General features: G+C 71.9%; 18 protein-coding genes. 6 read left to right on the top strand and 12 right to left on the bottom strand.

Annotation, left to right across the window (positions count from 1 at the left end; genetic code table 11):
• Positions 1–165: 165 nt before the first annotated feature.
• From ABZ154_RS25450 to ABZ154_RS25440, 3 genes are all read left to right on the top strand, one after another.
• The gene (locus ABZ154_RS25450) at positions 166–846 is read left to right on the top strand and encodes an NAD(P)H-dependent oxidoreductase (RefSeq protein ID WP_356836268.1); all 681 of its coding nucleotides are present in this window, start codon (positions 166–168) and stop codon (positions 844–846) included.
• Positions 847–914: 68 nt separating this feature from the next.
• Positions 915–1886, top strand: coding sequence for an ATP-binding cassette domain-containing protein (locus ABZ154_RS25445; RefSeq protein ID WP_356836266.1), 972 nt, complete (start codon positions 915–917; stop codon positions 1884–1886).
• Positions 1883–2740, top strand: coding sequence for an ABC transporter permease (locus ABZ154_RS25440; RefSeq protein WP_356836264.1), 858 nt, complete (start codon positions 1883–1885; stop codon positions 2738–2740). The genes ABZ154_RS25445 and ABZ154_RS25440 overlap by 4 nt, the downstream gene beginning before the upstream one ends.
• Before the next feature lie 139 nt (positions 2741–2879).
• Here the strand turns inward: ABZ154_RS25440 and ABZ154_RS25435 are convergent, their stop codons facing one another.
• The 4 genes from ABZ154_RS25435 to ABZ154_RS25420 form a co-directional block, all read right to left on the bottom strand.
• Positions 2880–6200 (bottom strand): AAA family ATPase, encoded by a 3321-nt coding sequence (locus ABZ154_RS25435; RefSeq protein WP_356836262.1) that lies wholly within the window; start codon positions 6198–6200, stop codon positions 2880–2882.
• 139 nt (positions 6201–6339) lie between these two features.
• Entirely contained in the window at positions 6340–6762 is a 423-nt protein-coding gene (locus ABZ154_RS25430; protein ID WP_356836260.1) for a universal stress protein, read from the bottom strand.
• A gap of 106 nt (positions 6763–6868) precedes the next feature.
• Positions 6869–7528, bottom strand: coding sequence for an FMN reductase (locus ABZ154_RS25425; RefSeq protein ID WP_356836258.1), 660 nt, complete (start codon positions 7526–7528; stop codon positions 6869–6871).
• 5 nt (positions 7529–7533) lie between these two features.
• Positions 7534–8631, bottom strand: a complete 1098-nt coding sequence (locus ABZ154_RS25420) for an LLM class flavin-dependent oxidoreductase (RefSeq protein ID WP_356836257.1) — start codon at positions 8629–8631, stop codon at positions 7534–7536.
• A gap of 267 nt (positions 8632–8898) precedes the next feature.
• Between ABZ154_RS25420 and ABZ154_RS25415 the strand changes: the two genes are divergently transcribed.
• Together ABZ154_RS25415 and trpS are read left to right on the top strand one after the other, a co-directional pair.
• Positions 8899–9039, top strand: coding sequence for a DUF6126 family protein (locus ABZ154_RS25415; protein ID WP_356836255.1), 141 nt, complete (start codon positions 8899–8901; stop codon positions 9037–9039).
• A 251-nt stretch (positions 9040–9290) separates the two neighbouring features.
• Positions 9291–10355: a tryptophan--tRNA ligase gene (trpS, locus tag ABZ154_RS25410; RefSeq protein WP_356836253.1), complete on the top strand. Its 1065-nt coding sequence runs from the start codon at positions 9291–9293 to the stop codon at positions 10353–10355.
• 27 nt (positions 10356–10382) lie between these two features.
• Here trpS and ABZ154_RS25405 read toward each other — a convergent pair whose 3' ends face one another.
• The 4 genes from ABZ154_RS25405 to ABZ154_RS25390 form a co-directional block, all read right to left on the bottom strand.
• Entirely contained in the window at positions 10383–12395 is a 2013-nt protein-coding gene (locus tag ABZ154_RS25405) for an NAD-binding protein (RefSeq protein ID WP_356836251.1), read from the bottom strand.
• Between the two features lie 30 nt (positions 12396–12425).
• The gene (locus ABZ154_RS25400; protein ID WP_356836249.1) at positions 12426–17504 is read right to left on the bottom strand and encodes a DNA repair ATPase; all 5079 of its coding nucleotides are present in this window, start codon (positions 17502–17504) and stop codon (positions 12426–12428) included.
• A 387-nt stretch (positions 17505–17891) separates the two neighbouring features.
• Positions 17892–20015 (bottom strand): flotillin family protein, encoded by a 2124-nt coding sequence (locus tag ABZ154_RS25395; protein ID WP_356836247.1) that lies wholly within the window; start codon positions 20013–20015, stop codon positions 17892–17894.
• A 205-nt stretch (positions 20016–20220) separates the two neighbouring features.
• The gene (locus ABZ154_RS25390; protein WP_356836245.1) at positions 20221–20901 is read right to left on the bottom strand and encodes a hypothetical protein; all 681 of its coding nucleotides are present in this window, start codon (positions 20899–20901) and stop codon (positions 20221–20223) included.
• 498 nt (positions 20902–21399) lie between these two features.
• Here ABZ154_RS25390 and ABZ154_RS25385 point away from each other — a divergent pair, with 498 nt between their 5' ends.
• Positions 21400–22473 (top strand): helix-turn-helix domain-containing protein, encoded by a 1074-nt coding sequence (locus tag ABZ154_RS25385; RefSeq protein ID WP_356836243.1) that lies wholly within the window; start codon positions 21400–21402, stop codon positions 22471–22473.
• Positions 22474–22503: 30 nt separating this feature from the next.
• Here ABZ154_RS25385 and ABZ154_RS25380 read toward each other — a convergent pair whose 3' ends face one another.
• The 4 genes from ABZ154_RS25380 to ABZ154_RS25365 all read right to left on the bottom strand — a co-directional run bounded on the left by ABZ154_RS25380 (position 22504) and on the right by ABZ154_RS25365 (position 25684).
• A complete protein-coding gene (locus ABZ154_RS25380) occupies positions 22504–22959 on the bottom strand; it encodes a TerB family tellurite resistance protein (protein WP_356836241.1) in 456 nt (151 codons plus the stop codon).
• Between the two features lie 212 nt (positions 22960–23171).
• Positions 23172–24449 carry a cation:proton antiporter gene (locus ABZ154_RS25375; protein ID WP_356836240.1) on the bottom strand — a complete coding sequence of 426 codons (1278 nt, stop codon included), beginning with the start codon at positions 24447–24449 and terminating at the stop codon, positions 23172–23174.
• 2 nt (positions 24450–24451) lie between these two features.
• On the bottom strand, positions 24452–24922 hold the full coding sequence (locus tag ABZ154_RS25370) for a TrkA C-terminal domain-containing protein (protein ID WP_356836238.1): 471 nt from the start codon (positions 24920–24922) through the stop codon (positions 24452–24454).
• 207 nt (positions 24923–25129) lie between these two features.
• A complete protein-coding gene (locus tag ABZ154_RS25365) occupies positions 25130–25684 on the bottom strand; it encodes a hypothetical protein (RefSeq protein ID WP_356836236.1) in 555 nt (184 codons plus the stop codon).
• Between the last annotated feature and the right edge of the window lie 106 nt (positions 25685–25790).

Raw genomic sequence — 25790 nt, 5'->3', positions numbered from 1 at the left:
GGCGAGCGTCCGGCCCGGCGACGACACGTACGCGACGGTCGCGCTGCTCATGGGCCTCGGCATGATCGCCTGGCTCACCGGTCTCATCGGCGTGGCGGCCGCGCCCGCGGCGTCTGGCGCCCAAGGAGTGAGGGAGCCGGAAGGAAGCGGAAGGAGGAGCGAGCGATGACGGACGACGGCAGGAACACCGGGAACACCGGGGACACCGGGGACACCGGGGACACCGGGGACACCGGGGACACCGGGGACACCGGGGACACCGGGGACACCGGGGACACCGGGGACAGCGAGGACCCGCTGCGGGTAGCTGTGATCATCGGCAGCACGCGCGAAGGGCGTATCGGCGACGCGGTCGGCCGCTGGTTCGTGGAGCGGGCTCGCGTACGGGGCGAGCTCGACCTCGTCGTGCTGGACCTCGCTGAGTTCGACTTCCCCGTGCACTACCCGGAGCGGGCGACGGAGCAGATGACGGAGTTCGCCGGGGCGATCGGGAGGGCCGAGGCCTTCGTCGTGGTCACCCCGGAGTACAACCGCTCCTTCCCGGCCTCCCTCAAGCAGGCCATCGACTTCGCGTACGACGAGTGGCAGACCAAGCCGGTCGGCTTCGTGAGCTACGGCCACGGCTCGTCCGGGCTGTACGCGGTGGAACAGCTGCGCTCCGTCTTCACGGAGCTGCACACGGTCACCCTGCGCAACGGGGTCGCCCTCGACTTCCTGCACACGCCGCTGGAGGACCGCGCCGGAGCCTGCGCGCGGGACCGGGCGGTGCGGCTGATGCTCGACCAGCTCGGTTGGTGGGGCTGGGCCCTGCGCGAGGCGCGGGCGGCCCGCCCCTACGTCTCCTGACGCGGCACTTCCCGCTCACCCCCACGCCCGCCCCCGGACTTCGACGACGACGCACAAGGAATGGATTCATGAGCACTGAACTGGCCATCGAGACCACGGGGCTGGTGAAGGTCTTCGGTGAGAACCGCGCGGTTGACGGCGTCGACCTCGCGGTCCCGACCGGCACCGTCTACGGGGTCCTCGGACCCAACGGTGCCGGGAAGACCACCACCGTACGGATGCTCGCGACGCTGCTGCGCCCGGACGGCGGAACGGCCCGGGTGTTCGGCAAGGATGTGGTGAACGAAGCCGACGCGGTCCGCAGCCGGGTCAGTCTCACCGGGCAGTACGCCTCGGTGGACGAGGACCTGACCGGCAACGAGAACCTCATCCTGCTCGCCCGCCTCCTCGGGCACTCCAAGCGGGCGGCCCGCGACCGGACGGCCCAGCTGCTCGAAGGCTTCGGGCTGACCGAGGCGGCCGGCAAGCAGGTGAAGAACTACTCGGGAGGCATGCGGCGCCGCATCGACATCGCCGCGTCCATCCTCAACACCCCCGACCTGCTCTTCCTGGACGAGCCGACCACCGGACTCGACCCGCGCAGCCGCAACCAGGTCTGGGACATCGTGCGCGCGGTCGTCGCGCACGGCACCACAGTCCTGCTGACCACGCAGTATCTGGACGAGGCCGACCAGCTGGCCTCCCGGATCGCGGTGATCGACCACGGCCGCGTGATCGCCGAGGGCACCAAGGGCGAGCTCAAGGCCTCCGTCGGCTCCGGCACCGTCCACCTGCGGCTGCGCGACGCCGCCCAGCGCCCCGAGGCCGAGCGGGTGCTGTCGCTGGAGCTCGACGCCACGGTCCAGCTGGACGCGGACCCGGTGGCGCTGACCGCCCGGGTCGACGCGCACGGCTCCGACCGGGGCGCGGCGGAACAGGCGGCACGAGCCCTGGCCGAGCTGGCCCGGTCCGGCATCACGGTCGACAACTTCTCGCTGGGACAGCCCAGCCTCGACGAGGTCTTCCTCGCCCTCACGGACAAGAAGGGAGTGGCGGCATGAGCACCGCGACCACCAAGACGGAGCTCGAGGACGTCGCGCTCGCCGCGCCGGACCAGGAGCGCCTCTCGGCTCTCCTGGTCGGCCTGGACCGGCCGCCGAGGCCCAGCGCGCTCTCGGCCTCCCTCACCTTCGGCTGGCGCGCCATGCTGAAGATCAAGCATGTGCCGGATCAGCTGTTCGATGTGACGGCTTTCCCGATCATGCTGGTCCTGATGTACACGTACCTCTTCGGAGGCGCGCTGGCCGGCTCCACGCAGGAGTACATCCAGTTCCTGCTGCCCGGCATCCTGGTGATGAGCATCGTGATGATCACGATGTACACGGGTGTCTCGGTCAACACCGACATCACCAAGGGTGTCTTCGACCGGTTCCGTACGCTGCCGATCTGGCGGCCCGCTCCGATGGTCGGCTATCTGCTCGGCGACGTCCTGCGCTATGTACTGGCCTCGGTGGTGATGCTCACCGTCGGCATGATCATCGGCTTCCGTCCGGACGGCGGGGTGCTCGGGATGCTGGCGGGGGTGGCCCTGCTGCTGGTCTTCGCGTTCGCGTTCTCGTGGATCTGGACCATGTTCGGGCTGCTGCTGCGCACCGAGAAGTCCGTGATGGGCGTCAGCATGATGGTGATCTTCCCGCTCACCTTCCTCAGCAACGTCTTCGTCGACCCGAAGACGATGCCGGGCTGGCTGCAGGCCTTCGTGAACAACAGCCCGATCACCCACCTGGCCACGGCGGTACGCGAGCTGATGGCGGGCAATTGGCCCGCATCCGATATCGCCTGGTCGCTGGGGTGGGCCGGAGCGATCATGGCGGTGTTCGGTGTCGTGACGATGCGGCTCTACAACCGGAAGTGACCGTCCTGAAGCGGCCGATGAGGAGATGATCTCTGTGACCCCGGCGCCGCATCGGCGCCGGGGTCGCGGGCGTCGGCCGGGGTCACAGACGTCGGCCGGCGTCACAGACGATGGCCCGGGGCACAGACGTCGGTCGGGGTCACAGGCGCCAGTCCGGGGCGTGGCCGGGGCGGTAGGCGCAGGTGGTTCCCGTGGTCACGGACTCGCGCAGGTGTGCCGCCAGCTCGGGGTGCAGGCACTCCAGCTTGCGCAGGGTGTCGCGGATCCGGGCGGTGACCGTTTTGCGGGCCCGCTCGGTCTCGTCGCCCAGGCGGCGGCTCCGGCCACCGAGCCCTGCCGCGGTGCGCAGCTGGTCGAGGAGGGCCTGCCGCTCCCGGTCGTACGCCTCCACCTGCCGGGAGTCGTCCCGTGCCGCGGCGCGGTCTATCTCGGCGTCCAGCCGGGCCAGGTGCTCCTTGTACCGGCGCTTGCCCTCCTCGTCGAGCACCGGGTCGCCACCCAGCCGGCCGGCGGCGGCCACGACGGCGCCGCCCTCGGGGGCGAGCAGCTGCACGGCCGGGACGTCGGCACCGGGGAGCCCCAGCAGGCTGTGCAGATCCCGCAGCCCCTTGGCATCGGGGACGTGCACGGTCCGCCCGTCCCAGCGCAGCTGCCATACGGAGCCGTCGCGGCGGAACTCGGCGGCGGCCGGACCCGGGGCGGAACCGGGGCTGGGGGCCGCGGTCCCGTGGTCGGCGGCCGGTGGGAGTGCGCGGAGGGCGGGACCTTCGGAGGCCAGGTGGCGCAGGCCCAACTCGCCTGCCTCCCGCTCCACTTCGGCCAGCAGCGCGCGGGCCCGGCCGGCGTCACCCGGCTCTGCGCGGGCGAGGAGGGAACGGGCCAGGTGCAGCCGGGCGCGTACGGCCCAGGGGCGGGCGCCGAGGCGGTCCGCCGAGGCTGCGGCCTCGGTGAGCGTGGCCACCGCCGCGTCCCGGTCGTCGCGGGCGGCGGCGAGCATCCCGAGCCAGAGGTCGACGGGGCCGCCGATGTCGCACCCGTACAGCGAGACGACCCACTGGCCCGTGTAGGGGGTGAGCTCATCCTCGGCGCGGGTGATGAGACGCCGGTCGCCGGTGGTCGCGGCCGTCTGGGCCAGCAGCCGGAGCCAGAGCGGCATGAACGCCCGCGGATAGGGGGCCGGGCGGTCCGACTGCTCGGCGATCAGACGGAGGGCCGGTGCCGCGTCGCCCTGCTCCACCGCGGTGAGCGACTCCAGCAGCCCGGGGTAGGGGTACCGGGCGCCCGGCAGCGCGGCGAGGACCTTCTCGGCCTCCGCGAAGTGGCCCCGGAGCAGGTGCAGCGACCACTGCAGATGGCGCCCCATGAAGCCGAAGGCCTCGTGGTCGACGCCCTCCAGGCCGAGGGCCTCGTCCCGCAGGGCGTCGGCCGCCTCGGTGAACCGGCCCTGGAGGGAGGCGATCAGGCTGCCGTCGACGGCGATGGCCAGGGCGAACCGGGGGAGCTCCGAGCGCTCGGCGGCCCGGATGAACGTGCGGTACTGGTCGATGAAGGCCGGGTCGCCGAGCTCCAGCAGGGCGACCCACCGCATGGAGGTGGCGTGCAGCTCCATGTCCAGGTTCTGGGTGCGCCGGCCGACGAGAGCCATCTCGTCGGTCAGCCCGAGCCGCTCCACCGCCGAACCGAGGCCCCATACGGAGTCGTGGCGGGCCCAGAGGGAGAAGGCGAGGGCCTCGTCGTCCGAGCCGTCGCGGGCCAGGGCCATGATGTGGATGGCCAGCTCCTGCGCGAGCCGGTCGGCGGAGAGGCTGTCCTGCCCGTCCTTGCCGGTGACCTTGCGGTGGGCCTCGCCCAGGAACGTCACCATGAACGCGCCGCCGCCGCCCAGCGTGCCCCGGCGGTACAGGGTGATCGCCACCCGGGCCAGCAGCTCGGGCTCGTCCAGCTTCCGTGCCAGGCCGACCGCCCGGTCAAGCAGACGGTCCCCCTCGGCACTCTCCCCGGCGTGCCGCAGTTGTTCGCCCAGGTCGAGGGAGATGAGCGCGGTCCGGCGGAGGTCGGGCGGAGGCCCGTCCTCCAGCGCCCCCACGCCCGGCGTACCGCCCGCCGCCGGGCCGGGCTCACCCGACGCCAGTGCGAGGGCCCGGCGGTAGTGGCCGATGGCCTCCTCGTCGGCGAGGCGCCCCGAGGCGTCCCGGGCGGCGGCGAGCAGCAGGTCGATCCGGCGGTCCCGCTCCAGCTCACCCCCGGCGAGGTGGGCGTGGCGGGCGAGGTCCCCGGGCCGCACCGCGTCGTCGAGTCCGCCGTGCGCGTCCAGCGCCCGTACGGCGGCGGCGTGGCGGCGGCGGGCGTCCGCGTCACCGAGGGAGGCGTACAGCGTCTCGCGGAGCAGGTCGTGGGCGAAGGCGTAATTGCCGGAGGGGCGCGGGACGACGACCCGGGCGATGACCGCCGACTCCAGCAGCCGCTCCACTTGGGGGACCGGGGAGCCGTGCACCACGGCCAGCACCTGCCGGCGGAACTCCCGGCCGAGCACGGCGGCGGCGGTCAGCAGGGAGACGACGGCGTCCGGCAGCAGGCTCAGCCGCTGCCGGACCGCCTCCCGCACTCCGGGCGGGATGGTGGATACGGGGCTGCCGCTGCGCCAGAGCCGAGCCGTCTGCTCGACGAAGAACGGGTTGCCGCCGGTGCGCCGCTGGACCTCGTCGACCAGGTGCCGATCGGGCTCGCGGCCCGTCGTCACGGCCATCAGCGCCCCCACCTCGTCGCGGCCCAGGCCCGTCAGCGTGAGGGTGGCGGAGGCGCGCGAGACGAGGGGCAGGATCAGCTGCTGGAGCGGGTGGCCGGGGGCCTCCACCTCGACGTCCCGGTAGGTGCCGATGAGCAGGAGGCGCTCGAACCAGGCGTGCTGGGCGGCGAATTCGAGCAGGCGGAGCGAGGCCGGGTCGGCGCTGTGGAGGTCGTCCAGGACCACCACGAGCGGGCGGCTCTGGGAGAGGGTGACGAGGGCCGTGGTCACCGCGTCGTACAGCCCGAAGGCCTCCGGGCCGTCCGACGAGGCACCGGCCGCACCAGTGGCCCCGCCGCCGTCCGCATCACCCGTATCCGGTCCCGTACCCGGGACTCCGTCGCCCGCCGTGTCCCCCAGGAGGACACCGAGCCGCCCGTCCGCCGCCTCCTGGGCCGCCGCCCACTCCGCCGCCGTGGCGGAGCGGCGCAGGCCACGCAGCACCTGCACCCAGGGCCAGTAGCCGGGGGTGCTGTCGGAGTCCCAGCAGGAGCCGCCGACCACCAGCGCCCCGTGTCGACGCGCCTCGTGCGCGGCATCGGTGACGAGGGCGGTCTTCCCGATCCCGGCCTCGCCCGTGACCAGCGCGAGCCCGCCGTGGCTCTCCGCGGCCCGGACGATCTCCGAGCGGAGGATGCCTGCGGGATGGTCGCGCCCGAACAGAGCAGGGGTCATGACCACACGATAGGAGGACCCACTGACAACGGCTCCCCCTTTTGCGGGGCCAGGCCGGTGACCTCCTCCGGCCAGGCCCGTGACCCCCTCCGGCCGGGCCGGAGGGGGTCACGGGCGGAGCGACGGGAGTGGGAGCCCCTCAGTCGCGCACCACCGTCACCGGGCACGGCGCGTGCTGCGTGACGTGGAGGCTGACCGAGCCGAGCAGCGTCGCCTTGAGGCCGCTGCGGCCACGGGCGCCCACGACGAGCAGGTTGGCGCCCCTGGCCCGGTCCAGCAGGGACTGGGCGGGGTTGCCGATGACCACGATCTTGCTGACCGCGGCCGCTCCTTCGGCGCCGAGGGCCTCCTCCAGTGCCTCGTTGAGGGAGACGGTGGCCAGCTCCTGCGGGTCGAAGTCCGCCGGCAGGCCCGGCATCATCGAGGCCCAGCTGGTCGCGGGGTACTCCCAGCTGTTCACGGCCTCCACGGTGTCACCGGTCAGCTCGGCCTGGCGTACGGCCCAGTGCAGTGCCTTGATCGAGGGATCGGACCCGTCCACACCCACGACGATCCTGCCCATATCTGCCTCCAGCTCGGTCCAGCTCGGAACAGATGCGTTACAGCATCCGGTCTCACTGTAGTCAAACCGGACAATAGAGCCGGTCGGACGGAGAGGGCCGGTCGGCTCAGTCCAGCCGCAGGTCGGCGAGCTGCTGCTCGAAGGGGACGACCGCGTCCTCCCCGTCGTCCAGGCCCGGTACCCGGGAGGCCCCGGAGACCGTGCGGCCCAGCACCGCCGAGGCCAGCTCGCCGCCGGCCCGCCGGATCCGGGACGGCAGGCCCTCGGTGTACTCGTCACCGGAGGAGCCCCAGTCCTCGGACGCGGCGTAGACGGAGGTCGGTACGGTGACGGCCCGCAGGTAGGCGAAGAGCGGGCGCAGCGCGTGCTCCAGGACCAGCGAGTGGCGGGCCGTACCGCCCGTCGCGGCGATCACGACGGGCTTGCCGGTCAGCGCGGTGTTGTCGATCAGGTCGAAGAACGACTTGAACAGACCGCTGTACGAGGCGGTGAACACCGGCGTCACGGCGATCAGCCCATCCGCCTCCGTCACCGCGTCGATCGCCTCCCGCAGCGTGGCCGAGGGGAAGCCGCTGAGCAGGTGGTGGGCGATGTCCACGGCGAGATCGCGGAGCTCGACGACCTGGACCTCGATGTCCCGGTCCTGCTCGGCCGTGAGGCGCTCGCGGGTGGCGACGGCCAGCCGGTCGGCCAGCAGTCGGGTGGAGGACGGTTGGCCGAGTCCGGCCGAGACGGCCACGATGCGCACGGGGGTGGTGGCGAACATGGAGGTCAAGCCCCCTTTCCGGTGGCAGTGGCACGGGCGGCGACGACCGCCGGGTGGGCGGGCGCGGATTCCGGCACACCGGCCGGCCGCAGGTTGGCGAACTCCTTGCGCAGCACGGGCACGACCTCCTCGCCGAGGATGTCGAGCTGCTCCAGGACCGTCTTCAGCGGGAGCCCCGCGTGGTCCATCAGGAACAGCTGCCGCTGGTAGTCGCCCACCGCGTCCCGGAACGTCAGCGTCCGCTCGATGACCTCCTGCGGGGAACCCACGGTCAGCGGGGTCTCGCGGGTGAAGTCCTCCAGGGACGGGCCGTGGCCGTAGACCGGCGCGTTGTCGAAGTACGGGCGGAACTCCCGTACCGCGTCCTGGGAGTTCTTCCGCATGAACACCTGGCCGCCGAGCCCGACGATGGCCTGTTCGGCCGTGCCGTGACCGTAGTGGGCGTAACGGCGCCTATAGAGGGAGACCATTTTCTTGGTGTGCTCCATGGGCCAGAAGATGTTGTTGTGGAAGAACCCGTCGCCGTAATAAGCGGCTTGCTCGGCGATCTCCGGGGAGCGGATGGAGCCGTGCCAGACGAACGGCGGGACGCCGTCCAGCGGGCGCGGGGTCGCGGTGAAGGACTGGAGCGGCGTACGGAACTTGCCCTCCCAGTCCACGACGTCCTCGCGCCACAGCTGGTGCAGCAGGGCGTAGTTCTCGATGGCCATCGGGATGCCCTGGCGGATGTCCTTGCCGAACCAGGGGTAGACCGGCCCGGTGTTGCCCCGGCCCATCATCAGGTCGACGCGGCCGTCGGCGAGGTGCTGGAGGGTGGCGTAGTCCTCGGCGATCTTCACCGGGTCGTTGGTGGTGATCAGGGTGGTGGACGTGGACAGGATCAGGTTCTCGGTGCGGGCGGCGATGTAGCCGAGCGTCGTCGTGGGGGAGGACGGGACGAACGGCGGGTTGTGGTGCTCGCCGGTCGCGAAGACGTCCAGGCCGACCTCTTCGACCTTCTGCGCGATGGCCAGGGTCGCCTTGATCCGCTCGTTCTCGGTGGGGGTCCGGCCGGTGGTCGGGTCGGTCGTGACGTCCCCGACGGTGAAGATCCCGAACTGCATGGCGTCCGCCTTCCTGAGTCCCGGCCGGGGATCCGGAGACCCTGACCGATTTGGTTGAACGTTGAACTACATCCTACAACGGGACCCCTCTCCGTCCTATTCCACGCCGCTGGGCAGGCCGCTCACGAGCCGCGTTCCTGTGGCCGGAGCCCTTACAGGTCGCGTTCCCGTGGCCGGGGCCCTCACGAGTCGCGTTCCTGTGGCCGGGGCCCTTACACGTCGCGTTCCCGTGGCCGGGGCCCTTACGGGCGCGCGTACGCTGGATCGGTGACCGAACGGAAGAGCGGCAGCGAGGAGTGGAAAGCGCGCGGGGTGTTCCTGCGCGTCTTCGTCTACGTCTTCGCGACGCACCTCTTCGCGGGCTTCATCTGGATCCTCTTCTACGTGGGCGGGCACGCGGACAAATAGCCGCCGCGTCAGCCCATGGCGGATACACTGACCGCATGACCTCCGTCCCGTGCCGAAACTGGTGGCGCTCCTCCTAAGGAGCGGCCGCAGCGTCTGTCTGCACGGAACTCAGGGCCGTTCCCCATGGACGGCCCTTTTCGCTGCCTTCTCATAGGCGCGATGTACGGGAACGCGGGGGCACCGCAGCCCTCAGCCCCCGCCGCTCGGGCCGTCCTCCACGCACTCCACCACCCGCGAGGAGACACCCGGCCATGACCATCACCACCGCCCCCACTCCCCCCACCACCCCCGCCGAGCACCGCAGCGCCGAGCTGGAGCACCACATCGCCCAGGACCCCGGCCGCTTCCGGGTCCTCACCGGCGACCGCCCCACCGGCCCCCTCCACCTCGGCCACTACTTCGGCACCCTGCGCAACCGGGTCCGACTCCAGGACCTCGGCGTGGACGTCATGATCCTCATCCCCGACTACCAGGTCCTCACCGACCGGGACACCGCCGAGCGGCTGGGGGAGTACACCGACGGGCTGCTCCTGGACTACCTGGCCCTCGGCATCGACCCCGCCCGGTCCACCGTCTTCAACCACAGCGCAGTCCCCGCGCTCAACCAGCTCCTGCTGCCCTTCCTCAGCCTCGTCTCCGTCGCGGAGCTGAGCCGCAATCCCACGGTCAAGGACGAGATCGCGCACTCCCGGCAGTCGGTGGTGAGCGGGCTGATGCTCACCTACCCGGCCCACCAGGCGGCCGACATCCTCTCCTGCAAGGGCAGCGTGGTCCCCGTCGGCCAGGACCAGCTGCCCCACCTCGAACTCAGCCGGACGATCGCCCGCCGCTTCAACGAGCGGTACGGGAACGTCTTCCCGGAGCCCGACGCCCTGCTCTCCGCCGCACCCCTCCTCCTCGGCACCGACGGCACCAAGATGAGCAAGAGCCGCGCCAACTCCGTCCCCCTCGGCGCCACCGCCGACGAGACGGCCCGCCTGATCCGCGGCGCGACCACGGACGCCGACCGGCACATCACCTACGACCCCGGCACCCGCCCCGGCGTCTCCTCCCTCGTCCTGCTGGCCGCCCTCTGCCTGGAGCGGGACCCGCACCAGGTCGCGGCGGAGATCGGCGACGGCGGGGCGGCCGTGCTCAAGCGCACGGTGACCGACGCGGTCAACAGCCACCTGGCGCCCTACCGGGCCCGGCGGGCGGAGTACGCGAGGGACCTCCCGTACGTACGGTCCGTCCTGCGCGCGGGCAACGAGCGGGCGAACGCGCTCGCGGAGGCCACGCTGGAGGAGGTGCGGGAGGCGATGGGCACGTTCCGGTAGCCGTACGAGCCCGCCCGCCCCCATGCGTCACTGGCGCGGCAGCACCGTCCGCTGCCGCCGCAGGAGCTCCGCGAGACCCCGCCGGGTGGCTGCGATCACCACCCGGTCCTGAGCGCGCAGCACGTACCCGGGCGGCAGGTCCCAGACCAGGCCGGAGGGCGGCGGAGGTCCGCCGTCCGGGGGGTACGGGGGGAGCGCGGCGAGGTCGGGGTTGCGGTCGGCGGGCGGGGTCGCGTCGATGGCCAGGACCCGCCACGACCTCGCCTGGAACGCCTCCTCCACCGTGCGGCCCTCCAGCTGCGGGTGGCCCGCCACCTCCAGGGCGGCGAAGAGCATGACCTTCCGCTCGACCGGGACCGCACCCAGGATCTGGCGGCCCATCATGGCGACCGCGAAGGAGGGCGCGGCCAGGTGGGAGACGGACCGGGAGCGGGTCAGGGCCTGGGGGTGCGCGGTGCGCAGGGTGCGGTAGACGGCGGTGGCGAACTCGTCGTCGTACAGCCGCAGCGCCACCCTCAGGTCCGGCTTCACCGACCGCGCGTACAGGGTCGCTTCCAGGTTCGTCGTGTCGATGCTGGTGAGGGCGAGGAGGGCGTGGGCGCGGCGGATCTTGGCCGCTTCGAGGACGCCTTCCTGTGTGACGTCGCCGAGGACGGTCGGCACGTGCATGGAGCGGGCCAGCGGGATGCCCCGCGCCTCGGGGTCCTCCTCCACGACGACCACGGGGATGTCGAGCTCGCGGAGGCGTACGAGGACGCGCGTACCGATCTTGCCGAGCCCCAGCAGCACCACGTGCCCCGACAGACCGCGCGGCGGGCGGCGCAGCGAGGAGGCGGTGCGCAGGGTGCCGAACGCCTCCAGGACGGCGGCGATCAGCAGCGGGAGCAGGAGAAGCCCGGCGATGCCGGACAGGAGCTGGATGATCTGCCGGGCCGCCGGTGCGTCCTCCGCCGGGTCGTTCATGCCCAGCAGGTCGAGCAGGGTGAGGTAGGTCGAGTGGGCCGCCGTGTCCTGGGTGGTCAGGAGCGAGGCGACCACCAGGGCGACGGCGGCGACCGCGACGCCGAGGGCCGACCAGCGCAGCCTGCGCGAGAAGACCTGGGAGAGCGGCGCGCCCCTGCCCCCCATCCGGGTCGCGGGCCGGTCCGGATCGGCCCGGCTGATCGCCTCCAGGACGACGGTCCCGCGTCCTTCGGCGGCGGCCACGGTCTGCTCGTCGGGCAGGAGCTGGGGGCCCTCGGCACCACTGCCCTCCGATCCCTCCGACCCCGCAGGGTCGTTGGTGGTGGAGGAGAGCAGCGCGAGGGTGCACAGCCCGGGGTCGGAGGTCTCGCCGGGGCGCGGCGGCGGGCGTTCGGCGGCGCGCAGGAGCAGCCCCTCGGCCTGGATGATCTTGCTGCTGCCGGTGAGCGCGGTGGCGGCGAGCGCGGGGGCGGCCGTGTCGGCGTCGGAGAGGACGGTGGTGGAGGCGTCGAGCAGCGCCGGGTCGATGCCGGGCATGGCGACGGCCGCCGCCTGGTCGAGCAGCTCCTCCAGGTGCTGGCCGAGCTTGCGGTTGTAGAGCCGGATCACCAGCCGCAGACGGGGGTTGAGGCGGCGGGCGGTCAGGGCGGCGCGGATGTTGCGCTCGTCGTCGTCGTAGACGAGGGCGAGGGCTGCCGCCCGGTCGACGCCCGCCTCCTCCAGTACGTCGTCGGAGGGCTCGGGGGCCTCCATGATCCGGACGGCCTCGACCCCGGCGTTGGTGTCGCTGCCGCCCCCGCCTCCCCCGGTGGCGGTGGTGCGGTTCATCGCCGCCGACATCCGCCCGAACAGAGCGGCCGCGCGCCCCCGCTGGGTCAGCGGCGTCTCGGGGCTGTTGGCGTCGCGGCCGGGTGGCAGGAGCAGCGTGACCCGTTCCCCGTAGACGAAGCGCAGCTCCACGGCGAGCCGGCGCGCGAGCGCGTCATCGCCGCAGACGATCATGTGGCCGGTGGACGGCGGACGGCCCGGTTGCGGACGTACCGGCTGCTGAGGAAGTGGGGGCACGAAACCCAGCATGCCGTGATCCTTCCGGCTCGGTCTTCCCGGTCAGTGTGGAATGTCTGTGATCTTCGCACGGTGGTTCTGAAGCTCTGGCCGGTTCTGGTCCCCGGGGGGCTGATTCAGGCTCCCCTGTTGGTTCGCTGCCCCCTGTCGGTCCGCCGCCCCCTGCCTGTTCACCGTCCCCAGGTGACTCGCCGGACCCGTCAGCAGGTGGCGCGGATCCGCCGCCCGCTGGATCGCCGTCTCCACCGCCGCGATCCGGTCCGCGAGCAGCCCCAGCGCGGCCACGGCCCGGGTCATCGGGTCGCCGTCAGGCCCGCCGAGCGCTTGTGTACGGACGTACGAGGAGGTGATCGCCGCCCACCGCCCGGCCTGCTCGGCGGTGAGTGTCCCGCGCAGGGCGGCCAGCTTCAGCAGGTTGGCCTCGGCGCCCGTGGTGAGCGTCTGGGCCTCGCCCGCGTAGTGGTCGTCGACGACGGAGGAGAGCTCGGCGCCGTTCATGACGGGCACGATCCGCTCCGCGATCTTGTTCATGTTGCGGTACGAACCCTGGAGCCGGAACGGCGGCTCCGTGCGGGTCGCGTCCGTCTGGGCGGCGGAGGCGATGTACGCCGCGTTCACCGCGAGCACGGTGTCCCGGGCGGTGAGCAGGTGGCGCAGCACGGCGAGAACGGCGTTCAACTCGGCCGCCGAATACGGGTGTTCCAGGTGCTCGGCGCGGGCAGCCGGGTCGCTCCCGCCCGCCAGCCGCACCAGCAGCGCCAGGTCGTCGCGCGAGCGGGCGGCGAGCGGGGCGAGGACCGGGTTGGCGGTCAGTGCGTTCTCCACGAAGCTCAGCGCGAAGACGTCGTCCCGGCCGCTGAGCACCTCGCCCAGGTTCCACACGTCGGCCCGGTTCGCGAGCATGTCCGGGATGCGGAACTGCTCGCCGGACTCGGTGTACGGGTTGCCCGCCATGCAGACCGCGAACCGCTTCCCCCGCAGGTCGTAGCTGCGCGGCTCGCCGTCCCGTACGCCCTCGACGCGGCGCGTGGCGTCGCACAACGGGATGAACTTCTGGAGGAGCTCGGGAGAGGTGTGCTGGATGTCGTCGAGGTAGAGGAGCGTGTTGTTGCCCGCCTCCAGTGCGAAGTTGATCTTCTCGATCTCCTGCCGCGCGGTGGTGCTGGGCGCCTGGGCGGGGTCGAGCGACGTCACGTCATGCCCCAGGTTCGGCCCGCTGATCTTGACGAGGACCATCCCGAGCCGGTCCGCGACGTACTCCATGAGCGTCGTCTTGCCGTAGCCGGGCGGGGACACGAGCAGGAGCAGGCCCTGCGAGTCGGTGCGCCGGTCGGCGTCGGCGGTGCCGAGCTGCTTGGCGAGGCTGTCGCCGATCAGTGGCAGGTACACCTCGTCCAGCAGCCGGTTGCGGACGAACGCCGACATCACGCGCGGCCGGTGGTCGTCCAGCCGCAGCCGCCCGCGCTCGGCGGCCACCAGGGAGGTGCGCAGCCGCTGGTACGCACGGAAGGCGGGGACAGTGTGTGTACGGAACTCCCCGGTGCGGGCCAGGAGTTCATCGATCCGTACGGTGAGGGCTCCGCCGCCCCCGATGCGCGGGTGGTCCCCGAGGAGGCCCTCGACCCGCTCCGTGAGCGGCGCGTCGCACCCGTACCGCTCCAGCTCCGGGCAGAGCTCCACCGCCACGGCCTCCGCCAGGTCCCCGGGGCCGACCGCGGCGCCGGTGGCCTCCGCGTACGGGGTGAGCCAGCCCTCCACGAGCTGCTTCCGGGCGGCCAGGTCACCGCCGAGGGCGGCGAGGTCGTTGCCGTACGCGTCGGGGCCCGCCGCCCGGTGGAAGGCGTCCAGGAAGGCGCGGACCGTGGCGCCCACGACGAACCCGGCGGGCCCGACGGTCAGCTCCTCGAAGAGGTACGCGGCGACGGCGCCGGCCCGCTCGGCGTCCCCGAACTCGCCGATGGCGAGAGCCCACTCCTCCTGGAGCACGGCGATGGCCGGGGCCAGCCCGAAGGTGTCGCGGGCGCGTGCCAGGGAAGCGGCCCGCCGGGTCCACGAGACCCGCAGCTCCTCCTTTGTCCCGTACGCCCAGAAGAGCTGGGCGGCAGCCCGGACGGCGGGCTCGTGGCGCAGGAGCCCCGCGTCCGCGTGCAGGCGCAGCAGGGCGCGGAGGATGGCGGTGGCGTCCTCGTCGTGGACGCCCCGGGTGTACCCCTCGTCGTACGCCTCGGCCGCCGAATCCCGTACGAGCAGAACCAGTTCGTCATCGGCCATGGCGGCAAGACGCTCGGCCCCCCGCTCCTCCAGGAGCCGGGTCGCCAGGTACTCGCCCCGGTAGACGGCCGCCGATTCGGAGGGGAGCAGCTGCTCCCAGTACGGGCGGGTCGCCTCGAACGCCGGGTCGGTGACCGGGGCACGGTAGTCGGTCCCGGTCAGCGCGAAGGCGAGCCGCTCCCCGGAGGGCACGAGCGTCAGGTCGAACGGCTGGGTGTTGACGGCGAACCGGTGCCGCCCCAGCTTGATGACCGACCCGCCGTCCGCGTACAGCTCGCTGCGGTCCCGCAGCGCCCGCCCGGCCTCCTGGCGGGCGGCCTTCAGCCGCCCGTCCAGCTCCTCCGCCCGTACGGGATCGCCCAGTTCGCGCAGCTCGTCGGCGGTCCGGCGGACCTTGGCGACCATCGGGTCGGAGGCGAAGTACGTGTGGACGGCGTCCAGGTCCGCGAGCGCGGCCACGCGCCGGCCGATGGTCTCCAGCACCCGCTGCGCCGACCCGGCCAGCCGCTCGGCCCGCCGCGCCCGCTCGTCCTGGAGCGTCTGCTTACGGGCCGAGAACGCGTCGTACACCTCACTCCGGCGCTCGGCCAGCTCGGCGAGGAAGTCGTCGAACTCCGCGAATCGCGACTCCAGGTTCTCCAACTGGAGCAGCAACCGAGCGAGTTGGTCGTCACACGCCTCCGGCGAGTCGGCGGCGGCCAGCGCCCCCGTCACCGCCTGCCCGAGCAGCGCGAACTCGGCGGCGAACTCGGCCCGCCCCTCCTTCGACAGCAGCTCCCGCCGGCGCGCGTCGAGCGTGGCGCGGGCGCGGTTGGCCCCGCCCAGCACCTCCGCGATCCGCTCCAGGATCGACGTACGCACGGTGGCGTCGCCGATCTCAAGGCCGGCCACCACGTCGGTGACGGTGGCCAGTCCGTCCGTCATCGCGGCCAGCCGGTCGGTCACGGCGGAGGCGTCACGTACGGTCGCGAGCGCTCCCGCCTCCTCGACGAGCCCGGCGATGTCCTCGTGGTACCCGTCGAAGGCGTCCTTACGGGCGAGGAACGACACGGCCCGCTGAGCGGCGGAGCCGATGTCGTCCTCGGTCCGGGCGGACAGCTCCGTGATCCGCCCGGCATCGGCGTACCGCATCTCGCTGATCGTCGCCAAGTGCCCGTGCGCCTGACGCAGCTCGGTCAGCCGCTCCACCCATGCGGCGGCCGACCCCGGCACCTCGCCGCGTACGCGCCGCACGAGTGCGGTGATGCGGGTGGTGGTCTCCTCCAGCGCCTCCGCGGCCCGCTGCGTCAGTTCCTGTACGGCGGTGAACTCGGCCAGCACCTGCTGGGCGGTGGTCCGCAGCTCCTCCAACGGCTCTGCGAGCGCCCCCAGTTCGGGGTCGGACAGCCAGTGGTACCGGTCCTGGGCCCGCGCGCAGTCGGCGGCGAGCTGCCCGTACACGGCGGTCGTCGGCGTCATGTCCCGTACGCCGTGGGCGAGCGCGAGGCAGTCGGAGATCCCGCGTACGAGGTCGGCGTTGCCGGTCCGTGCGAGCGGCCCCGTCCCGGCCGGGCGGGCGGCGGCGTAGGTGTCGGAGACGTACGGCGTCTGCCAGCGCTGCAACGGGTGCACGCGCGCCGGCCCGTCCGGGTTGTCCCGGAGCAGGACGAGCGTGCCGTCGTCCAGGAGGGCGTGCCCGCGCCCGGTGAGCGGGGTGGCGACCTCCTGGCGGATCAGGTTGTACGGAAGGAGGAGACTCCGCACACCGTCACGGGAGCGGAAGACGTACAGGACGTCCTCCCCGTTGGGCGAGCGCACCGCACCCTCGAAGACCGGCTCGGAGAGCTCCTCCGCTGTGTCGAAGGTCTTCGCGGTGCCGGTGGTGAGGTAGTAGCCGCCGGGGAAGATGATCCCCTGGTCCTCGGGGAGCCGGTGGCAGGCGGGACCGATGCCGTCGAGCCGCTGCACGGTGGAGAGCAGCGAGTTGAAGACGAGGTGCCGCCAGCTCTGCTCCTTGTACGGCCGCACGCGCAGCAGGACCAGCGGCCCGACCTCCGCGTACTCCACGTCCGCGTCGGCCAGCGACTGCAACGGCTCGTCGACGGGCTCGTCGTAGATCCCGTCCGGCGACTCGGTGTCGTCGGTCACCTTGACGGTGAGCGTCCCGCCGAGCGTGTCGACGAAGAGGCCGCCGCCCTTGCCGATGGCGATGTGCGGATGGCGTCCCGGGACGTGGGCCTCGCGCCCGGCGACGGTCCACGCGAAGTCGTGGGAGGGCGGGAAGACGTGATCGCGCTCGCCCTGCGCGTCCAGAAACGCGCCCGGTGACCCGTCCGCCCCCAGGGCCCACCGCAGGACCCGGATGTCCTCGGCGTCCGCGCCCGTACGGAAGACGGCGAGGAGCTTGCCGTTGACGCGGCGGAGGCGCAGGAGGCGCGCGTCGCGGAAGTAGCGGTGGAGGGATCCGAACTCGCGGCGGAAGGAGTCGTCGTCGAGGAGGGTGGTGTCGGGTCGCGGGGCCGCGTCAGTGGCGGCCGCGTCCCGTACGAGGAGTACGTCGTCGACCCCGGCCTCGCCCCGGGCACCCGGCCCCCGCTCGAAGCCGAAGAGCAGCTGCCCGCCGACGGCGACGAGGTCGCGGGGCACAGAGGCGTGCTCGGTGCGCACCTGCTCGGTGGCCAGCAGCCGCAGCTCGGTCGATCCGAACTCCTCGGTCCGCCGCACGTTGAGCGCCTCGGCCCGCCGCACGAGCTCCCCGGCCTGCGCGGAGAGCCGCCGCCGCAGCACTTCGTAGGCACCGGCGTCCACATCGCCTTCCCCGCCCTGCCTGCCCTGTGGCGCGGTGACGGTGGCGGTGATGTCGCTGTCCATGCGTACGGCTCCCTACGTGTTCGTCATTTCCGGCCGGGCCGGGCGCCCACCCCCGTGGGGCACCCCGCCCGGCCGGGCCCGGCCCATCTCCGGCCGGGCCCGGCACATCTCCCGCCGGTCCCGCACATCTCCGGCGGTCCGGCGTTTCTCCGGCGGGTCCGGCGTATCTCCAGCTGGGCCGGCATCTCCGGCCCGTCCGGCTTCCCCCCAGCCCGTCCGGCGTTTGAGGACGGAACCCTCGGCCCGGTGGGCCCGCCCCCCGCGTGGGGACCGGGCCCGGGCGATCCCAGCCCGTGAGGCGCCCACCCCCGTGGGGCACCCCACCCGGCCCCCGGCCAAGGATCCCGCCCTCGGACACCGGACGGGCGCGGGAAGCGGGGGCGGGGACTACCCGACCGCCCCGGCCCCGTTCCGGGCCACCACATCACCCGCGGGAGCAACCTTCGTACCGCCGCCCGAAGACACCGGCAGATCCGCCAGCCCCAGCTCCTTCGCCGCCGCCAGCAGCTGCTCCACCTGCCCCGAAGCCGCCCCTGACGACCCCATCAGCCGCATCAGCAGCGCCGACACCGTCAGGTTCTGCACATCGCCCGTGGAGACCGACCCCAGCACCCGGCTGAGGTCATCGGTGAACGACGACGACCCGTCCAGCCACGGCCCGGCCAGCGCCTGCGCGGTCTGCGAGTTGTCCACGAACCCGTCCACGGCCTTGCCGAGCGAGATCGACGAGACGAGCCGGTCGAAGAAGACCGAGTCGCCGCCGACGATGTCGATGTCGGCGTTCTCCAGCCCGGTCGCCAGGACCGTCGCCTGCGCCTCGGCGACCTGCCGCTGCACTTCGAGCCCGGCCAGCCGGATCTCCTTCTCCGCGTCGAGCCGCAGGCGGTACTCCTCGTGCCCGCGCGACGCCTCGTCCAGCGCCGCCATCGCGGCCGCCTTCTCCGTGAGCCCCGCGGCCTCCGCCTTCAGCTTCTCGCCGATGACCGCCGCGTCCGCCGAAGCCTGGGCCTGCGTGCCCTCCGCCGTGGCGAGCGCCTTGAGCCGCGCGCCCTCGGCCTCGGCCTTGAGCCGGGCCGCCGTGGCCTCGGCCTCCGCGAGACCGGCCTTCTCGGTGACGTCCGCCTCGGCGTCGCGGACCTGTACGGCGGCGAGTCCGGGCGCGGCCGTCTCGGCCTGGATGCCCTCGGCGAGCCGCAGCTTGGCCTGCGCGTCGAGGTCGGCGGTCTTGAGCCGCGCCTCGGCGAGCGTGAGCTGTTCGGCCGCCAGATGCGTGGAGGCCACCTCCGCCGCCTCGGCCGCCTTGATGTCCTTGACCAGCTTCTCCTGGGCCTCCGCCTCGGCGGCGATGATGACCGACTTGCGGGACCGCTCGGCATCCTCGACGGCGCGCAGGGTCAGGATCGACTCCTCCTGCTCGGCGACCGTACGGTCCACCGCGATCCGCTCCCGGATGACGTCGGCGACCTCGCGGCGCTCGGCCTCGACCTCCTTGGTGGCGGCGATCCGGTTCAGCTCGGTCTCACGCTCGCGCCCGATGACCTCCAGCATCCGGTCCTTCTCGATGCGCTCGCTCTCGACGGCGATGACGCGCTCGCGGTTCTTCTGGGCGACGGCGATCTCCCGCGCCTGGTTCTCGCGCTGGATGCCGAGCTGCTCCTCGGTCTTGATGAAGGCGCTCTGCGAACCGAGCCGCTCCTCCTCCTGCACCCGGGCGGTGGCCGCCTCCTCGCGGGCCCGCAGCACCTCGACCTCGCGGCGCTGCTTGATCTCCGCCTCGGCCTGCCGGCGCTCCAGCTCCAGGATGGTCTCGCGGGCGTCGACGTCCTGCCGGGTGATCTCCTTCTGCTCGGTGCGCTGGAACTCGTTGGTGCGCACGTGCTCGATCGCCGTGAGTTCGGTGATCTTCCGGATGCCCTGGGCGTCGAGGATGTTGGCGCCGTCGAGCTGCGACATCGGGGTCTGCTCGAGGAAGTCGATCGCGGCGTCGTCGAGGTGGTAGCCGTTCAGGTCCGTTCCGATGACCCGGATGATCCGGTCGCGGAACTCCTCGCGCTTGGTGTACAGGTCGACGAAGTCGAGCTGCTTGCCCACGGTCTTGAGGGCCTCGGAGAACTTCGCCGCGAAGAACTCCTGGATGGCGACCTTGTCGCTGGCCCGTGCCGTACCGATGGACTGCGCGACCTTGATGACGTCCTCGACGGTCTTGTTGACCCGGACGAAGAAGGTGATCTGGATGTCGGCGCGGATGTTGTCCTGGCAGATGAGGCCTTCGCGTCCGGCGCGGCGGATCTCGATGGTCTTGACCGAGATGTCCATCGTCTCGGACTTGTGGAGCACGGGCAGGACGACGGCACCGGTGAAGGTCACGTCGACCTTCTTGGTCTTGGAGATGATCAGCGCCTTGCCCTGCTCGACCTTGCGGAACAGCCGGGTGATGACGAAGGCGATGGCGACGACGATGAGCAGGACAACGGCGACGAGCACGCCGATGCCCAGGGAGATGGCATCCATAAGAGTCCTTGGCAGCTGGAGGGTAGGGAAGTGAGGACAGGCGGAGAACAAAGGAGAAGAGGGACGACGCACGAGAAGCGGCGGTCGAGGCCGACCACCCGCGGCAACCACAGGGGACACAGCCACACCCGCGGGCACGGAGGCCCAGGCACACACCCACAGCCACCGGTCACCTGGCCGGGCCGAGGCGCGGATCCCGCAGGGCTCAGCCGTTCGTGGCCTCCGGCAGCCCCTGCCCGCCCGGTTTCGCCGCGGGGCCCGGGTCGAGGGCCGCGTCGTACGGCGACACCCAGAAGAACTCGCCCTCTTCGTCGTACGCGTAGAGGAGTCCCGTGCTGCCGAAGGCGAGGGGCTCCTCGGCGTGCAGCTCGGCGAGCGGTGCGGCCCGGGGGGCCTGGCGGACCTGGACGATGGCTGTCGAACCGTCGGCCGCGGCGACCTCGGCCTGACCGAAGCCGGCGCTGACCGAGCCGGTGCGGATGGTGCACACGCGTCCGACGAAGTCCTCGCGCGAGGGCGGAGGTTCCGCCGGGAAGTACCGGCGGAAGAGGTGTGTGAGGAGGCGGACGGTCCCCCAGGCGAGGAACAGCGATCCGGCGAGTACGGCGACGGCGAGCACCGCGCGGGTGGCGCCGCCGACCGGGACCTGGTGCAGCAGCACGGTACCGCTGAGGCTGCCGAACCAGGCGACGACGACGAGCAGCGATACGGAGACGGTGACGGGCACTCCGCCGAGGCCGACCGTGCCGGAGTCGAGGTCCGAGTCGAAGGAGTGCTGGTCGGCGGCGCCGGCGAGCACGAGCAGCCAGAAGCAGACGACGACCACGAGTGCGGCGCCGAAGATGATGGTGGGGAAGGCGAGTGCCGCGTCCACGAACTCGTTCATCGGTTCCACCCCCCTCTGCGGTTCTGTGCGCCGGCCCGGTGGCGTGGCGCGATCTTCTGTCGGTACGGGGGAGTGGTGACAGCGGGCTCAGCCGGCTCAGCCGGCTCAGCCGACTCGGACGACGAGTCCGCCACGCATGGTCCGGTGGTGTCGGGGCCCGGCGCTGCTGCACTGCGAGCTGTGCAGCAGCGACCGGGTCGTTCCCCTCAGGCGCTCGCCGTCGAATCCCCGATTTACCCGTGGATCCCCCGTGGATCCCCCGTGGATCCCCCGTGGATCCCCCGTGGATCGTCCGGTGAGGCGCCTGTCTTCCCCCGTGTCCCCCGTGTCCCCCGTGTGTTTCCCCCGTGGTGTTGCTGACCTGATCCTGTCATTCGAGCCCCACCCACCGCATTGCCGGATCCCGGCAATCTCTACGCTTGCCTGATGCCGGGCACCGGCACCGCCCGATGCACGTTGATGCATCGGCAGGACAGTTGCAGGGCTGAAGGAGCAGGTGTGGCCGAGCCAGAAGTTCCCGTGGAGATGCTGCGAGAATATGCCCATATTCTGGGCGAAGTCGCCGCGACGGGACGTCGTCTGACGCGGGCGGAGCTGGAGTCACGCCGGGCGTTGGGACGGGAGGCGGCCGACGCGGGGCATCAGCTGCGCGCGCTGGTGACGATGCATCTGGCCCACATGCGGGAAGTCTGGCCGCGCGCGGCTGCCGGAAACGACCCCGCCGTCACGGATGCCGTGCTGGCTGCGGTGGAGCAGGCGATCGACGCGTTCGCCGAGGGGTTCGAGCGGGCGCAGCGTCTCACCGTGCGGCGGGAGGAGGCGGCACGCCGCGAATTCATCGACGATCTCCTCTACGGGCGCAGCGACTTGGTGCGTCTCGCGGAGCGGGCCACCCGCTTCGGCCTGCGGCTCTCCCGGGCGCACGCGGTCGCGGTGGCGTCGGGTCCGGAGGCGTACACGGAAACGGACGCGGTGCCGCGCAGTGTGGAGGCGGCGCTGCTGACCCGGTTCAGCGGCCGCAAGATCCTGCTCACGACGAAGGACGGACGGATCGTCTGCATCGCGCCCGGCAGCCAGCCCGACGTCCTGCGCTACTTCGCCAAGCAGTCGCACGCGGCGACGGACGGCGGCCAGGTCGCGATCGGCCGCCCGCACAAGGGCCCGGGCGGGGTGGTCCACTCGTACGACGAGGCACTCGAAGCGCTCGACCTGGCGGACCGGATGGGGATGGAGGACCCGGTGCTGTACGCCTCGGACCTCCTGGTCTACCCCGTGCTGACCCGGGACCGGCAGGCGATGGCGGATCTGGTGCGCAGCGAGCTGGGCCCGCTACAGAAGGCTCGGGGCGGTGCTGAGCCGCTGCTGAAGACGCTGGCGGTCTACTTCGACGCGGGCTGCGTGGCGGCGGAGACGGCTCGCCGCCTGGCGTTGAGCGTACGGGCGTTGACGTACCGGCTGGAACGCATCCACCAGCTCACCGGGTCCGACCCGGCGGACCCGGTGCACCGCTACAGCCTGCAGACGGCGGTGATCGGCGCCCGGCTGCTGGACTGGCCGGCCAAGGAGCTGTGACGCACCCGGGCCGGCCCCCGGCACGCCCTCTTAAAGGTCGAACTCGTGCGGCGGCAGATCCAGAGCGAAGCAGGCCTCACGCACGACGGCCTGCTCGGTCTTGTCGAAGTCACCGTCGGCGCCGCCGATGATGATGCCGATCTGGATGACGGCACGCGCCTCGGCGGGCTTCTTCTTCGCCTTGGCGATCTCCTGGAGCACGCTGACCTTGCCGAAGTCGAAGTCGGCGGTGAGCTTGTTGAGGTAGTCGTTGAACCGCCGCTGCAGGTCGTCCGCGGGGAAGTTCTTCAGGACGTCGTTGCTCGCGATGAGCGCGGCGACGCGCTGACGCTCGGACGCGTCGATGGTGCCGTCGGCGGCGGCGACCAGAGCACACATGGCCATGCTCGCGTCCCGGAACGCCCCCGACTTGAGGTCGTTCTTCTTCGCTTCCAGCTGCGTCTGCATAGACGAAGCGGATTCCTTGATCCGATCCCACAGGGCCATGACATCTCCATACGTTGCGGTGCAATGCCGGAACAAAAGAAAACTCTACAGACGTGTAGAAGCTAGCAGGGAGGGCGGCCCCCCCCGCCCCGGGTTCACCGCGTCCGGCCAGCCCGCAGGGGCGAGTTCCGGACGGCATGGACAGCACAACGGCCGGCCCGGACAGCCGTGGTGACGGCGGCCCGAACCGGCCGGAGGAGAGCGGGGGCCGGTCAGTCGCCGCGCGGCTCGCCCGCGGGTTCCGGGGTGAGGTCGTCGTGGTCGCCGAGCCGGCGCTCGGGAGCGGACTTCGCCACCTCGCGCACCGCGGCACCGCCCTGGTCCACCTTGCCGCCGTCGCGCATGGCCTGGATCTTCTCGGCGAGGGGCTGGGTCCACCGGGCGGTGAGCGGTCCGATGATGACGAGGATCAGGACGTACGCGGTGGCCAGCGGCCCGATGCGCGGCTCCGTGGCCACGGCGAGACCGGCGATGACGATGGAGAACTCACCGCGTGCCACGAGTGTGCCGCCCGCGCGCCAACGCCCGCGCGAACCGATTCCGGCGCGACGGGCCGCGTACCAGCCGGTCAGGACCTTGGTGCACATCGTGACGACGGCCAGCACGGCGGCGGGCAGCAGCACCGGCGGGATGTCGGCCGGGTTGGTGGAGAGCCCGAAGAAGACGAAGAACACGGCGGCGAACAGGTCGCGCAGCGGCGTGAGGAGCTTGCGGGCACCCTCGGCGACCTCACCGGAGAGGGCGATGCCGACGAGGAACGCGCCGACGGCCGCGGACACCTGGAGCTGCTGGGCGACCCCGGCGACGAGCACGGTGAGGCCGAGGACGACCAGGAGCAGCATCTCCGGGTTGTCGGAGGAGACCGCGCGGCTGATGAGGCGCCCGTGGCGTAGCGCCAGGTAGAGGACGAGACCGACGGCACCCAGCGCGATGACCAGGGCGAGGCTGCCGCCCGCGAGGCTGACACCGGCGAGCAGCGCGGTGAGCAGCGGCAGGTAGACCGCCATCGCCAGGTCCTCCATGACGAGGACGCCGAGGATGACGGGGGTCTCGCGGTTCCCGAGCCGCCCGAGGTCGGTCATGACCTTCGCGATCACGCCGGACGACGAGATCCAGGTGACTCCGGCGAGCGCGACGGCGCCGGCAGGCCCCCAGCCGAGGATCAGGGCGGCGACGGCACCGGGCGTCGCGTTGAGCACGAAGTCGACGGCCCCGGACGGGTACTGCGTCTTGAGGCTGGTCACCAGCTCTGAGGCGCTGTACTCGAGACCCAGCAGCAGAAGAAGCAGGATCACGCCGATCTCGGCGCCGACCATGGTGAACTCTTCGCTGGCCTTCAGCGGGATGAGCCCTCCGTGGCCGAAAGCGAGCCCCGCGAGCAGGTAGAGCGGAATGGGCGAGAGCCCAATGCGCCCGGCGACCCGGCCGATGAGCCCGAGCCCGAGGATGACGGCACCCAGCTCCACCAGCAGCGCAGTCGTGTCATGCACGGTCAGCCCTCCGCAATGATCTCGGAGAGCGCGTCGACGCCCTCACGCGTACCGACGGCGACGAGCGTGTCCCCGATGGCGAGTCGAAAGTTCGGTTCCGGCGAGGGGTGCGCGCTGTGCGTACGGAGCACGGCCACGATGGACGCCCCGGTCCGCGTACGCGCCCGGGTATCGCCCAACAGCCTTCCGCCGTAAGGCGATCGGGAGCCGAGAGGAATGTGCTCGGTGACGAGGTCGATGCTGTCGGTCCGTACGGCGTCGATGGGCGCGGGATCGATGAGGTGGGCCAGCGCGGTGGCCTCGGCGGTCGTCAGAGGCACCGACAGCCGGCACGAATCGGGATCGTCCTGTTCGTAGAACCCGATGAACCGCCGACCGTCGTGGTGGACGACGACGGAGATGTGCTGCCCCGTCTCGGTGGTGAAGTCGTACTGAGCACCCACTCCGGGCAATGACGTGCGACGGGTCCCCATGACTGCCTCCCGAGACGTGCGTCGGTGTCTCGGCGCACATGGTGATCTCTTTATCCGGCCATTACCTTATCGGTCGGCCAGAAGCGATCCACCGGTCCCGGTGCTCCCGGAAGCCCGCCTCGTCACCACCCACGGCCCGGCTTCCCGCGTGGCCGGAACGGTTACGAACAAAGGCAACGGTCCCGGCAGGCGAGGCGGCGGCGAGGGTCAGTACTTCCCGTCGACCGGAATCCAGCCGGACCACGACTCGGGCTGGTAGAACTTCCCGGTGTCGCCGTCGTAGCGCAGGACCCGCAGGCGTACGTCCCCGGTCTCGCGGTAGTCCTTGTCGCAGGTCGCCCAGGTGTTCACGCCTAGTTTGTTGATGCAGACCTCGGCGGCGCGCCCGTAGTCGGTGTAGACGCCGACGGCCGCGGACATGCCGTCCTTCTGCGTGTCGCCCGCCCAGACGATGTCGCCGTTGTGCTGGAAACAGCCCGTGGCGCCATAGGCGGCGGTCGAGCCGAGGCAGGTGTTGGCCGGAGCGGCCTTGGCCGCCGCTGCCGCGGCGAAGGGGCCGTCCGTCGTAGGCTCCAGGGAGGGGGCGTCGGTCCCGGCTGCCGGAGCGATCCCTTCGACGGTCTTCAGGCCCGTCGGCATCTGTACTTCCTGCAGATCCTCCACCGCTTCGTCGGCCACCGCGGGCACCGCCGTGAGAGCCGAGAACGCAAGTGCTGACGCACCAGCGAGAACGCTCACCTTTATGCGCCAGTTTTCACGCATTTTTCACTACCCCCGCACCTGACTCCCGTTTAGAAGTCACCCGTTGTTGCATGTGAACAGGATGTGAGGCTAAGGGATCTCCGTGCGCGGGGGAAGTTGCCGAGGT

This window comes from Streptomyces sp. NPDC006261 (genome assembly GCF_040613515.1).
GTDB lineage: Bacteria > Actinomycetota > Actinomycetes > Streptomycetales > Streptomycetaceae > Streptomyces.
This window is presented reverse-complemented; position numbering and strand designations above follow the sequence as displayed.